This window comes from Streptomyces sp. NPDC058576 (assembly GCF_042718715.1).
Taxonomy (GTDB): Bacteria; Actinomycetota; Actinomycetes; order Streptomycetales; family Streptomycetaceae; genus Streptomyces.
In genome coordinates this window covers 45,405-58,101 of record NZ_JBHXPF010000028.1, presented here as the reverse complement: position 1 = coordinate 58,101, position 12,697 = coordinate 45,405, and the positions used below count along the sequence as shown (strand labels likewise).

Genomic DNA, 12,697 nt, shown 5'->3' with positions numbered 1-12,697 from the left:
CGGGTCAGTGGTGTGCGGGGCCGGACAGCGCCGAGCCGGGGCCGTGCCGGCGCAGCAGGAGGCCGGTCACCAGGGCGCCGACCGCGAGGGCGCCGGCGACCACGATCATCACGGCGAGGTACGCGCCGTCGAACGCCTCGGACGCGGCGGTGACCAGCGCCGTATCGGTCCCTGCTCCCTCGCCGGCCAGTGCGAGCGCGCTGTCGAGGCTATCGCGCGCCCGGTCGGACACCCCGGCGGGGAGGTCGATGGTCGCGGAGTAGACGGCGGTGAGCAGGCTGCCGAGGAGAGCGACCGCGATCAGGCCGCCGAACTCGTAGGAGACCTCCTCGACGGACGAGGCCATGCCCGCTCTCCGGGCCGGGACATTGCCCATGATCGCGCTGGAGGCGACGGACATCGCCGCGCCGAGGCCGCTGCCGGTGATGATCAGCCCGGTGACGAGGAGGCCCATGCTGGTGGCGAAGTTCATCAGGACCAGCACGGTGCCGACGCCCCCGAGGGCGAGCCCTCCGGCGATGAGGGGCAGCAGGCCGACCCGGTGGAGGATCGCACCCCCGAGCATCGCCGTGGGGAACGCGCCGACGGCGACCGCCGCGACGAGGAACCCGGCCCGCAGCGGGGTGAAGCCCTCCACGAGCTGGAAGCGCTGGGTGGTGACGAGCTGGATGCCCGCGATGGCGAACAGCGCGAACCCGGCGGCGAGCACCCCCGCGAGGAAGGCCCGGTTGCGGAAGATCGCGAAGTCCAGCAGGGGGTAGGGCAGCCGGCGCTGGCGCCGCGCGAACGCCCACCCGCCGGCCGCGGCCGCGAGGACGGCGGCGGCGATGACCCCCGGAGCGGGTTCGGTCTTGGCCGTCTCCTTGATGGCCATGACGAGGCCGACCAGGGCGACGAGCGCCAGGAGCGAGGAGGTCAGGTCCCATTGCTTGGAGGGGTCCGGGTCGTTCGGGGGCGCGAGGACCAGCGTGGCGATCACCGCGGCGACGACGACGGGGATGTTGATGATGAAGACCGATCCCCACCAGAAGTGCTGCAACAGGATCCCGCTGATGATCGGGCCCAGGGCGCTGCCCACGACCGCCATGGTCCCCCAGATCGCGATGGCGATGTTGCGTTCGCGCTCGTCGTCGAAGGTGACGCGGATCAGGGCCAGCGTGGCGGGCATCATCGCGGCCGCCCCGACGGCGAGGAAGGCCCGCGCGGCGATCAGTGCCTCCGGGCTGGTGGAGAACGCCGCGACGAGCGAGGCCGCACCGAAGACCACGAGTCCGATCAGGAACATCCGCCGGTGCCCCACCCGGTCACCGAGCGTGCCACTGCCCAGCAGCAGGCCGGCCATCACGACCGGATAGGCGTTGATGATCCAGAGCCCCTGGGAGCTGCTCGCGCCGAGATCCCCCACCAGGGTCGGCAACGCCGCGTACAGGATGGAGTTGTCCAACGTGATCAACAGGAGCCCCGCGCTCACCACGGCCAGGAGCAGCCAGCGTCGTCTCGTGCTGATGATCATCCCTTTGAGCCTCACTGTGAGAACCGTCCCGATCACCGTAACTGTACCTTACGAAAGGTACAGTTACGGTGATCTAGCGACAGGCGTGGCTGTCGCATACGTATAGCGACATAACTGGTTGCCGTCTGTCTGGGTGACAGTTAAAGTTGTCGCATGGATGATGTGAAGACGATCCCGACCCCTGATCAGAGCGATGAGCACTTCTGGGCCACGGTCCTGAGGCCGGTGGACCCCGCCTGGCGTGAGCCCGGCGACGACGACTCGTTCGCCATGGACGAGCAGGTGCTCGACGCGGTCCGGGCGCTGGCCGAACGGATCTCGACGCGCGCCCTCGCCTACCGCACCGCGGGCAAGCCCTTCGACGCCGCGCTCATGGCCGCGCCCGATGTGCAGCTGGCGATGCTGCGGTCCCTCTACGAAGCCAAACGGTCCGTCGACCGGCTGGCCGAGAGCGCGGCCACCGTCGCCGGACGCGGCGGATCCAGCTACGCGCAGCTGGGCGCGGCCTGGGGCGGCATCAAGCGCCAGTCGGCCCGCCTCAAGTGGCCTCACGCGGTGCCCAAGAAATCCGCCAGCGAGTCCATCCCGCTCCACTACGCGGGCGGCGACGCCGTCATTCACCATGATCCGGGCGCCGACGCCTGGTGGTACACCGCCACGGGCGCGGACCTTCAGGAGGACGAGTCGGAGGCGGTCCACGGAACGTCCGCCGAGGCCATCGCGCGGGCTACCGAGTTCCTGCTGACGCACGACCGGCCCGCGCGGGACCGAACCAGGTGACCGCATGACCCCGTGACGTATGACGACGAGCCTGCGTGTCGGTGCGACCGCACGGAATCAGCTGTCGGCAGCGCCGTCGGCCCCGTCGCGGAAGTCCCAGGCCTCGATGTCGCGGTAGTGGATCGGCCCCGGGCCGCGGCCGACATTGCTGCCGACCAGATGGAGACGCCCGGCCTCCCAGCTCCGGCCGGCGAACGCGCCGAGCCCCGCCGCGGCCTCCACCGTGGCGGCATGGTCGCCCCGGCGGGAGCGAGCCAGGGTCAGATGGGGTCGGAGCGGCCGGTCCGGGAAGGGAACACCGCACTCACTGACGAGGGCGCGTACGTCGGTGGCGAGGCGGTGCAGCCCTTTGAGGTCCCCCGTGACCCCGGTCCACAGCACCCGCTCGTCGAAGTGCCCGCCGCCGCGCAGCTCCAGCCGCAGGGGCCGCCGGCGCGCCGCCAGCCCGGCGAGCGGGGCCATCAGGGGCGGGACGGCGGTGACCGGCAGCTCACCGAGGAACGCCAGGGTGATGTGCCAGTCCTCGATACGGTTCCACCGCATCCGGGGGTAGGTGTCGTAGGCCGGGCGCAGCTCCCGTGCCAGCTCTTCCTTCGCGTCGTCGGGCGGGGCGAGCGCCAGGAACACGCGGGTCGTCGCGGCCCGGGCGCGTTCGTCCGCCGGGGGGCCGGTCACGGCTTCGAGCGGTTCGTTCACCTGCCGTACCGTACGTGCCGCCCCACACCCCGGGAAACTCGGCCGAACGCGGTCACCGCCACACGCTCCTCAGGACCTCATCCCGGGATCCGCCGCCGCGCTCGGCGCCGCCGTCGTCCGGAACCGGGCCCGGTAATGGGTGGGGGAGACGCCCAACGTCTGCTGGAACGCCCGGCGCATCGTCTCGGCCGATCCGAAGCCCGCCCCGTCGGCCACCGCCTCGACGGGATCGGTGCCCGAGGCCAGCAGCGCCTGGGCGGCCTCCAGGCGTACGGATTCGACGTACTGGGCGGGCGTGAGCCCGGTCTCGCCGCGGAACAGCCGGCTCAGATGCCGGGCCGAGACCTTGCCGCGCCGGGCGAGCGCGGCCGGGGAGTGCGCGCCGCCCGGATCTGCGCTCACCGCGTCCATGGCCGCCCGTACGGCGGGATGCGCGGCCCCACGTGGCCGCAGCCGGGCGCTGAACTGGGACTGCCCGCCCGGCCTGGCCATGAAGACCACCAGTTCCCGCGCGGTGTCCCGGGCCGGATCGGCACCGAGATCCTCCTCCACCAGGGACAGCGCCAGGTCCATGCCCGCGGTGATGCCCGCCGAGGTGATCACCGGCCCGTCGCGTACGAAGAGCGGGTCGGATTCGACCGTCACCGCGGGATAGGCGGCGGCCAGTTCGCCGGCCAGCCGCCAGTGCGTCGCCGCCCTGCGGCCGTTCAGGAGACCCGCCTCGGCCAGCACGAACGCGCCCGCGCACACCGAGGCCACCCGGCGGGACCGCTCGGCGAGATCCCGCACCCCGGACGTCAGCGCGGCGTCGTCCACGGCCCGCCGCCAGTCCCGGCGGCCCGGCACCAGCAGCGTTCCGAGCCGCCCGGGGAGACTGTCCGGGGTGCCTTCGACCCCCAGCCTGATCCCGCCGGAGGTCCGGACGTCCTCCCCGGTCACCGAGACGATCCGGACGTCGTAGCGGCCCCCGTAGCCGTTGGCCGTGGTGAACACCTCCGCCGGGCCGGTGACGTCGAGCAGCTGAACGCCGTCGAACGCCACGACGGCCACCACGTGGGAGCGGGCGGCGCCGGTCATTCGGGCCAGGGCGAGTCGAGGATGGTGCGGACGAAGTCGCCGCGTTCGAAGCCGGAGACGTAGTGCTCCAGGACGTCTGCCTTGACGTTGCCGAACGTCGTCTCCGGCTTCGGGCGGATGCCGTCGGTGAACGCCCCGAGGATCCGCCGTTTGAAGTCCGGCCGGGGGTGGAGCGCGACGATCCCGGCCCGGTCCGCCGGGGAGAGGGCCTCGTAGCCGATGCCCAGCACGTCGTACTCGAACCCGGCGGTCACCAGCGCCACCTCGGGTTCCATGAAGGACGGGATGCCCGGAGTCGTGTGCAGGGCGATCGCGGTCCAGACCCGCCGCACGCTGTCCTCCGGAACCCCGTGGGACCGGAGGAAGCGGCGGGCCTCGTCCGCGCTGTCCACCTCGAAGCGCCGGCCGCTGGAGCGGAACGACTCGCCGAGACCGAGATCGTGGAACAGAGCCCCCACGTAGAGCAGTTCGGGGTCGAAGCTCAGATCACGGTGCTGCCCCTGAAGGGCCCCGAACCAGAAGACCCGGCACGAGTGGTGGTAGATCAGCTCACTCGTCGTGTCCCGCACCAGCTCGGCCGCCTCCCGGGCGAGCGTGGTGTCCGGAACGCGCACGCGGGCCGTGAGTGACGAATGATCGGTCGACGGATCGGTGGTCATGAGGTCTCCGCTCCCTTTCTGGAACATCTGCACTATCTCGCGCGGCCGGGGACCCGGCCGCCCACTCCAGCATCGGCTTCCGGCGCGCGCCACACCATGTCCCCCAGGCCATACATCCCACAGATCAGGACATGGCTCGCGTGCGAGGATGAACGCATGAGACCGCGACTGCCGTGGGGGGACGAGTTACGGGCCGGGCTGGGCGCCCCGGGGCGCTCCCGGCGGTTGAGCAGCAGCCCGCGCTCACGCGTGTGGCGCGTGGAGACCACCGGCGCGCCGGTGGTGGTGAAGCAGATCGTCGGCGGCCCCGACGCCGACGATCGGTACGCCCGCGAACGCGCCGCGTTGCGGCTCGCCGCCGGGACCGACCCGCCCGTGGTGCCCGCCCTGCTGGTCACCGCCCCCGGCGACCGGGTGCTGGTCCTGGAGCATCTGGACCACCGACGCCCCTCCGGCGACTGGATCGTCGACTACGCGGCGGCGCTGGCCCGGCTGCATGCGGCCGCCCGCCCGGAGCACGCCGGAGCGCTGCCCCGCTGGCAGGGCCCGGCCGAGGCCGACGCCGCCTCCTTTCTCCGGCTGGCCGCGGCACTCGACGCTCCCGTCTCTCCCGGAGTCCCCGGCGAACTCGACGCTCTCGTGCGCCGGCTCGCCCGGGCGCCCGGGCACGCCCTGCTCCACGGGGACCCGTGCCCCGGCAACGACCTGCACACCCCCGGCGGGACCCGGTTCATCGACTTCGAACAGGCCTCCCTGGGCAGCGGGCTGGCGGAACTCGCCTACCTGCGCATCGGCTTCCCGACCTGCTGGTGTGTCACCGCGGCGCCCGCACCGCTGCTGGAGCGGGCGGAGACCGCCTACCGCACCGCATGGCGCGCCGAGACCGGCGACGAACTCCACGACGACCTCACCGACTTCTGCGCCGGCTGGCTGCTGCGCGGCGACGCCCTGGTCGAGAGGGCCCACCGGGGAAGCACCGACCACCTGGCCCGGATCCCGGTCCGCGACTGGAAATGGGGCACCGCGACCGCCCGGCAGCGACTCGTCCACCGGCTCGGTGTCGTCGGCCGCATGACAGCCGGCCACGACGGCCTGGGCGGGCTGAGCACACTCTGCACGGAGATGCGCCGGCGCATGCTCGCCCGCTGGCCCGCACTCCGCCCGGTCCCCTCGCAGCGCCCCTGAATCGGCGACGAGCGGCGTCACCGGGCCCAGCCCGGAGTCCAGACGTCGGCCGGCGGCTCCGGCCGTACCCGTACGAGATACCTGCGCAGCGCCGCCAGAACCGGGTGCGGGTTGTCCGTCCGGTGGAGGAAGGCGTGCGGATAGACCGGCGTCGGCCCCACGACCGGGATCCGCCGCAGGTCGTGGGCGTCCGGCCAGACATATCTGTCCCGGGACCCGATGAGGGTGGCCAGCCCGGCGGAGTCGGCGATCGAGTCCATCAGCGCCTCGGTACCGAAGTCGGGTCCGACCGCGTCGACGCGCAGACCGAAGTCCTCCGCGAGCTCGTCGTAGAAGGCGGCCCACTCGGTGCCCTGCTTGATGCCCGGGATCCAGATCCGGTGCCCGACCAGGTCCGCCGGGGCCAACGACCGGGCGGCCGCTAGCGGGTGGCGCGGTCCGACGAGGAGCTGCAACGGATCGTCCAGGACGCGCTCGGCGCTGATCCCGTCGGGCAGCGCGCCCGCCGGCACGGCGCGGAAGGTCGCGTCGACCTCGCCCGCCCGCACGGCCTCGGCCGCCCCGGTCACGTTGGCCTCCGCGAGCGTCACCACGTCCAGGTCCGTGCCCGGGTGAGCCCGGTAGAAATCGCGAACGGCCAGGGCCGGGGCGATACGCCGGTGGAGCACGTCCACACGCAGCGCCCGGTCCCCGGGACGTACCGAGGCGGCCGCCCGCTCCACGGCCCGCAGGACTTCGCGCGCGTGGGGGAGGAAGGCCCGCCCGTCCAGCGTGGGGCGGGCTCCCCGGGCCGTGCGGACGAACAACGTCACCCCGAGCGCGCGCTCCAGGCCCGCCACGCGCTTGGAGACGGCCTGCTGGCTGATGCGCAGGTCCACGGCGGCTTCCTGGAACTGCCCGGTGTCGGCGACGGTGACGAAGGTGCGCACGGCTTCGATGTCCACGCCCCGAACCTTATGCCTCCACAACCACCGGTTGTGGCTCACCGGCGACCCGGTTGTTGGATCACGGGCATGCCCGGCTGGTCGAATCCTTGCCGTCAACGATCGGTTGTGACGGAAGGTTCATTTTCATGGCACGCCAAGAACTGGGGCGCTCGTTCGGATGGCTGTGGGCGGCGTTCGCCGCCTCCACGGCGGGCACCTGGTTGGGATTCGGGGCGTTCCCCCTGATCGCGATCCAGGTCCTGCACGTCGGCCCGGCCGAGGTCTCGGCGCTGGCGGCCGCCGGTCTCGCGGCCGGGGCGCTCCTCGCGCTCCCGCTCGGCCCCTGGGTCGAGGCCCGGCGGAAGAAGCCGGTCATGGTCGTCACCGACCTCGTACGGTTCGGTGCCCTGCTGACGATTCCCCTCGCCCACTTCGCCGGCGCGCTGACCTACACCCAGCTGTTGACGGTCTCCGTGATCGGCGCGGCGGCCAATATCGCCTTCACCTCCGCGGCCGGCGCGTATCTCAAGCAGCTCGTGCGGCCGGACCAGTTGCTGCATGCCAACGGCCGTTTCGAGACGACCACCTGGACCGCCACAGCGGTCGGCCCGACCCTCGGCGGCGCGGCGATCAGCCTTCTGGGGCCCGCCGTCACCGTGATCGCGAACGCCGTCGGGTTCCTGCTCTCCGCGCTCGGGATCGGCGCGATCCGGCAGAAGGAGGCCGCGGCCGAGCGTGCCCCGTCCGAGAAGTTCCGGGCGGCGGACCTGGTCCAGGGCTGGAGGTTCATCCACGAGGACCGGCGGCTGCGCCCCCTGTTCTGGAACACCGTGGCCGTCAACGCCCTGATCATGGCCACCGAGCCGCTGATGGCCGTCCTGCTGCTGGACGACCTGGGCTGGGCCGCCTGGCAGTACGGTCTCGCGTTCGGCCTGCCCTGCGTCGGCGGGTTCGTCGGCGCCCAGGCCGCACCACGCCTGGAGGCCCGCTACGGACGGCTCCGCGTGATGAGGACCTCCGGGGTGCTGCGCGCCCTGTGGCCCGTCGGGCTGTTCTTCGTGATGCCCGGGACCGGTGGGGTGCTCCTGGTCATCGCGGTCGAGCTGGCCCTGATCACCTGCATGGGCGTGTTCAACCCGCTGTTCGCGACGGAGCGCCTCCAGCGGGTGCCGGCCGAGCGGGTCGGGCGGGTTCTGACGGCCTGGCAGGTGACCGGCGTCGGGGCCATCGCGGCGCTGACCGCCCTGTGGGGCGTCCTGGCCGCCCTCACCGACGCGCGCGTCGCGATCGGCATCGCGGGCGTACTGCTCCTCGCGACGCCGTGGCTGCTGCCGCGCGAGGACGGGCGCCGGGACCGCTCCCGTACCGGCGGTCCGGAGGCTCCGGCCATGGCTGCGGCCTGAAACAGGGGGAGCGCACCGGTGATGGCTCCGGTGGAGGGCGTCATCGCCAGCCCCCGCTTCCGGGGCCGAACACGAACGACGCTGAGCGCGACTTGCCTCTATGGCATACGATCATGCCTATGACGCAAGAAGATGGTGAGCTGGACAGCCTGGTGCGCAAGCGCATCCGTGCCCTGCGGGTGGCCCAGGGCTGGTCCCTGGAGGAGCTGGCCGCCCGCGCGAAGGTCAGCCAGTCCACGCTCAGCCGCATCGAGAACGGCCGCCGCCGCCTGGCCCTGGACCAGCTGGTCACCCTCGCCCGCGCCCTGGACACCTCACTCGACCAGCTGGTCGAGACCGCCTCCGACGACGTCGTCTCCAACCCGATGATCGACGGAGCCCACGGTCAGATGCGGTGGCCCATCAAAGCCGAACCCGGCATGACGGTCATCCGCCAGCGCATGACCGACCCGCCGCCCGACAACCCCGCGCGCCTGCGCGCGCACCCGGGCCGGGAGTGGCTCGTCGTGCTCTCCGGCACCGCGATCCTGCTCCTGGGCAACCGGCGCCTGCGGATCGAGACGAACCAGGCGGCGGAGTTCCCGACGATGCTCCCGCACGCGATCGGCGCCGAGGGCGGGCCGTGCGAGCTGCTGGGCATCTTCGACCGGGACGCCCGCCGCGGCCACCAGCGGGGAGAAGGTGCGGAGGAGGCCCGCCGATCATCATGATCGGCGGGCCCCCTCCATCGGTCCGCGCGGCTCCCGCGCGTTCAGCGGCTCACGCGGGGTCGACGCGGGAGACGACGCCGTTGCTGCCGAGCACGTACAGCTCGCCGTCACCGCCCTCCACGAAGGAGATGACCTCGCCGCCGCTGACGCCGAGGTCGCCCACGCCGGTCACCTCGCCGCCCTCCAGCTGGAGCGTGCGCAGGGTGCCGTCGCAGTAGTCGCTGAACACATAGCTCCCCTGAAGGTCCGGGAGCGCCTCGCCGCGGTAGACGAATCCGCCGGTCACCGAGCAGCCCAGGCCCGTACGGTCGTACTCGTACACCGGCGGGACGTGGTTCGCGGGCTCCGTGCCGCCCCGGAAGGGATGCGTGCCCTCCATGGAGGACCAGCCGTAGTTCTCGCCGCCCTCGCTGTCCGCCGGGGCCCAGTCGATCTCCTCCCAGTCGCTCTGGCCGACATCGCCGATCAAGAGGTCGCCCGTGCCCGCGTCGAAGGAGAACCGCCACGGATTGCGCAGCCCGTACGCCCAGATCTCGTCCTTCGCGTTCGCGTCGGCCACGAACGGGTTGTCCGCCGGGATCGCGTACGGCTCGCCGCTGCTCGGGTCGATCCGCAGCAGCTTGCCGAGCAGGGTGTCGAGCTTCTGCCCGTTGCCCTGCGGGTCGCCGCCCGAGCCGCCGTCCCCGAAGGCGATGTACAGGTAGCCGTCGGGGCCGAACTTGATGTCCCCGCCGTTGTGGTTCGCGTACGGCTGCGTCTGGGTGAGGACCGTACGCTGTGAATCCGGCTGGAGTTGACCGTTCTCCACCGCGAACTCGTCGATCGTGCTGGTGCCTTCGAGGTCGGTGAACGAGATGTAGAAGTGCGCGAACGTCCTGTCGAACGCGACGCCCAGCAGGCCGCGTTCGCCGTCGGTGGTGGTCTCGTCGGATATGTCGAGGACGGGCGCGCCGAGCCCCGAACCGTCCAGGACCCTTACGGTGCCCGCGCGTTCGGCGATCCACAGCGTGTCATCGGGTCCGGCCGCTCCGGCGGACGGCCCCTGGGCCCTGGCCACTTCGGTCAGGGAGGCGTTCACCGGTTTGACCGGGGTCGTGGCGGGCTCGTGGGCCGACGCCGTGGCCAAGGCCAGGGACGTGACGAGGCAGAGCGTGCCGATGATCGCCGAGCTTCTGGTGCGAAATTTCACCGTGGCCTCCTGGAGGCGGCGAAGGGGGGAGATCACCCGGCTGCTCGAGCGGAGTTGAGTGGGGGCACGAGCCGGCAGGCAACCTGGGTGGGGGAAAGGGTGGGTCACCGGCTACAGGTGAGGATAGGGGGACGGACGCGACTTGGACTAGACCAGCGTCCTGGCATCTTCTTCAGCGGGGCCTGAACAACCCCCCGCTCCTCTCCCCGGACGTGGGGAGAGGAAGCGGGGGTGAGCGTGCCGAAGCCGACGGGAACGGACCTGTCGCCGGCCGCGGCCGCGGTCAGGGATCCGAGTCAGCGCACGTCGACCCGGTCGCCGGAGCTGAGCGTGCCCAGGCGGGACGAGGTGGCCTTGAACTCCGCCTTCCAGGTGCCGTCCTTCTTGGCGGTGAACCCCTGGGAGAACACGCCGTGGCTGTTGGTGCGCACGGTCGCCTGCTTGCTCCACTTGCTGGAGCCGTCGGCCTTGAACAGGATGATCACGGACTGGCCGGAGGTGTTCTTCCAGGTGCCGTCCAGGCTGCGCAGCGTGCCCTTGACCGTGATGGTGCGCCCCTTGCGGACCGGCTCCGGGGAGGCGTTGAACTCGGAGACCGCCGTGCGCAGCTTGACGTCCACGTTGTCCGAGGAGCTCACGGCCGCGGCCCGGTCGGCGGTTCCCGCGTAACGGGCGCGCCAGGCACCGTCCTTGACGGCGGTGACCGACGCCGTGGCGACGCCCTTCTTGTCGGTGGTGACCGAGGCGGCCCGGCTCCAGGTCTTGGCGCCCTCCGCCCGGAACTCGACCACCACAGGCTCCTTGGCCAGCGGGCGCCACACGTCGTCCGTGGAGCCGGCGGTCTGGAGCGTGCCGACGACCGTCAGCTTGCTCCCCTTGCCGACCGGCTCGGGCGAGGCGTTGAAGGAGACGAACCGGGCGGGCACGGCGGACACCGTGAGCGTCGCGGCCGACGTGGCCGTCTCACCGGACGCGTTGACGAAGACGGCGCGGTAGCGGGAGGCGTTCAGCGCGGCGGACGCCTTCACCGACAGGGCGGTGGAGGTGGCCCCGGGGACGGTGCTCCAGGTCGCGCCCTTGTCGGTGCTGCGCTCCCAGCGGACCGAGTCGGCGCCGCTCGCGGTGGCGGTGAAGACGGCGTCGGCGCCCGAGCGGGCCGTACGCGACGTGGGGTGCTGGGTCACGGCGGCCGGGGGGACCTCGACACCGAACGTGAGCGGCTGGGCCACGTCCTGGGCGCGGGACGGCATCCAGGTGGGGTCGGCGCTGTCGTGCGAGTTGAAGCTCGTGACGAAGCAGGCGGTGGTCCGGCAGTCGACGGCGGGGGCACCGGAGGGGGTGAAGGTCTCGGTGAGCTTCACCGTGACGCTGAAGGTGCCCTCCGCGCCGACCTGGCGGACGTACACCGCGTTGCCGAAGACACTGGGGTATGTGGTGCCGGGCAGGGCGATGGACTGGGCCAGGTACACCCCGCGCCCGGGCTGGTAGCCCTTGCCGCTGACGGTGACCTGGGTCTCCGCGCCCAGCCCGGTGACCTGGCTGACCGTCAGCGTGGGGACGCTGACGCCGCCGCTGACGGCGAGCGGGTCCAGCGCCGTGCCGGCCGGGTACATCGGCCGGCCCTGGAAGGCGAAGATCGCCGCGCCCTGGTCGGTGAGCGACGCCGCGATGCCCGACCAGTCGAGGGTGCCCCCGTCGAGGGCGCCGGCGGCCGCCGTGAGAGAGGCGAACGGCACGCCGGGCGTGGTGACCGGGTCCTCACCGGCGACGAGGTCGGTCGTCACGTCCATGTGGAGCGTGCCCTGGCCGTTCTTGAGGACGACACGGGGGTTCGCGAGGGTGATGGCGGTGATCCCGTGGCTCGGTATCGCGTAGGTCACCGAGCCGCCGAAGCGCACATCGGCGGAGCGCCCCGCCGGGTCGACCGAGCCGTGCTTCACGGGATAGTCGACCTTCCCGGCGGCGTCCGCCGTCGCGCCGCCGCCCGCGGTCACCGAGCCCTTGAACATCCCGACGTAACGGACCCATGAGTCCTTGAAGCCCCAGGAGGACCGGCCGGTCACCAGGATCGGGGCGGCTGCCGACGTCGTGCCGCCGGCCTCGGTCCGCGCGGCGGCGTGGACCGAGGGCGCGGCGGAGGCGGGAGCGGCGAGGACGCCGGCGCCCACGGAGACGACGGTCAGGGCGGCGAGTGCGGCCAGGCGGCCGTGGCGGGGCATGGACATGCGCTGCATGTCTCCTTCGGGGGAGAGGGACGGCGCGCGTGGTTACGGAGCCGTGCCCGGGAGGCGTACGAAAGAAGGGGGGATACCGGCTTCTTGGCGTGTGGGGACCCGAAGACGACAGTTGTATGTTAGGTGAGGCTTACCTAAATGTCATCATGGGGTGAAGGTCTGCCCGGCCCGCACGGGTCGCCGGGCGGAGCCCCGCGTCGTGTGGTTTTTGCCAGTACGGCGGTGCGCCGGGCGCGCCCGGGACACTGTCCGCCGGAGCCGCGCGAAGCCCCTGGAAGCGGGCTACCGGGCCGTGGTTCCTGGCCGTGTTCGGGGATCCGCGCGG

11 protein-coding genes are annotated in these 12,697 nt (G+C 72.3%); 4 read left to right on the top strand and 7 right to left on the bottom strand.

The genetic code is table 11. The features are described 5' to 3' along the window. Positions 1–4: 4 nt before the first annotated feature. The gene (locus ACFWRV_RS20650; protein WP_384336545.1) at positions 5–1,513 is read right to left on the bottom strand and encodes an MFS transporter; all 1,509 of its coding nucleotides are present in this window, start codon (positions 1,511–1,513) and stop codon (positions 5–7) included. A 153-nt stretch (positions 1,514–1,666) separates the two neighbouring features. Between ACFWRV_RS20650 and ACFWRV_RS20645 the strand changes: the two genes are divergently transcribed. Next, positions 1,667–2,293, top strand: a complete 627-nt coding sequence (locus tag ACFWRV_RS20645) for a hypothetical protein (RefSeq protein WP_384336543.1) — start codon at positions 1,667–1,669, stop codon at positions 2,291–2,293. Between the two features lie 57 nt (positions 2,294–2,350). On the opposite strand, the gene thpR is transcribed toward ACFWRV_RS20645, so the two are convergent. The 3 genes from thpR to ACFWRV_RS20630 form a co-directional block, all read right to left on the bottom strand. Then, complete coding sequence (gene thpR, locus ACFWRV_RS20640) at positions 2,351–2,989, bottom strand: RNA 2',3'-cyclic phosphodiesterase (protein ID WP_384336541.1); 639 nt, start codon at positions 2,987–2,989, stop codon at positions 2,351–2,353. Between the two features lie 69 nt (positions 2,990–3,058). Beyond that, entirely contained in the window at positions 3,059–4,066 is a 1,008-nt protein-coding gene (locus tag ACFWRV_RS20635; protein WP_384336539.1) for a GlxA family transcriptional regulator, read from the bottom strand. Further along, entirely contained in the window at positions 4,063–4,725 is a 663-nt protein-coding gene (locus ACFWRV_RS20630; protein ID WP_384336537.1) for an HD domain-containing protein, read from the bottom strand. Before ACFWRV_RS20630 ends, ACFWRV_RS20635 begins: the two co-directional genes overlap by 4 nt. Positions 4,726–4,881: 156 nt before the next feature. On the opposite strand from ACFWRV_RS20630, the gene ACFWRV_RS20625 reads away from it, so the two are divergent. After that, positions 4,882–5,910, top strand: a complete 1,029-nt coding sequence (locus ACFWRV_RS20625) for a phosphotransferase family protein (protein WP_384336535.1) — start codon at positions 4,882–4,884, stop codon at positions 5,908–5,910. Between the two features lie 17 nt (positions 5,911–5,927). Here ACFWRV_RS20625 and ACFWRV_RS20620 read toward each other — a convergent pair whose 3' ends face one another. Then, entirely contained in the window at positions 5,928–6,854 is a 927-nt protein-coding gene (locus ACFWRV_RS20620) for a LysR family transcriptional regulator (protein WP_384336533.1), read from the bottom strand. Positions 6,855–6,982: 128 nt separating this feature from the next. Here ACFWRV_RS20620 and ACFWRV_RS20615 point away from each other — a divergent pair, with 128 nt between their 5' ends. Continuing rightward, a complete protein-coding gene (locus tag ACFWRV_RS20615; RefSeq protein ID WP_384336531.1) occupies positions 6,983–8,239 on the top strand; it encodes an MFS transporter in 1,257 nt (418 codons plus the stop codon). A 119-nt stretch (positions 8,240–8,358) separates the two neighbouring features. Beyond that, positions 8,359–8,949, top strand: coding sequence for a helix-turn-helix domain-containing protein (locus ACFWRV_RS20610; RefSeq protein WP_384336529.1), 591 nt, complete (start codon positions 8,359–8,361; stop codon positions 8,947–8,949). A 49-nt stretch (positions 8,950–8,998) separates the two neighbouring features. On the opposite strand, the gene ACFWRV_RS20605 is transcribed toward ACFWRV_RS20610, so the two are convergent. Continuing rightward, a complete protein-coding gene (locus ACFWRV_RS20605) occupies positions 8,999–10,138 on the bottom strand; it encodes a PQQ-dependent sugar dehydrogenase (protein ID WP_384336527.1) in 1,140 nt (379 codons plus the stop codon). Positions 10,139–10,434: 296 nt separating this feature from the next. Further along, complete coding sequence (locus ACFWRV_RS20600) at positions 10,435–12,363, bottom strand: HtaA domain-containing protein (protein ID WP_384336525.1); 1,929 nt, start codon at positions 12,361–12,363, stop codon at positions 10,435–10,437. Positions 12,364–12,697: the final 334 nt, after the last annotated feature.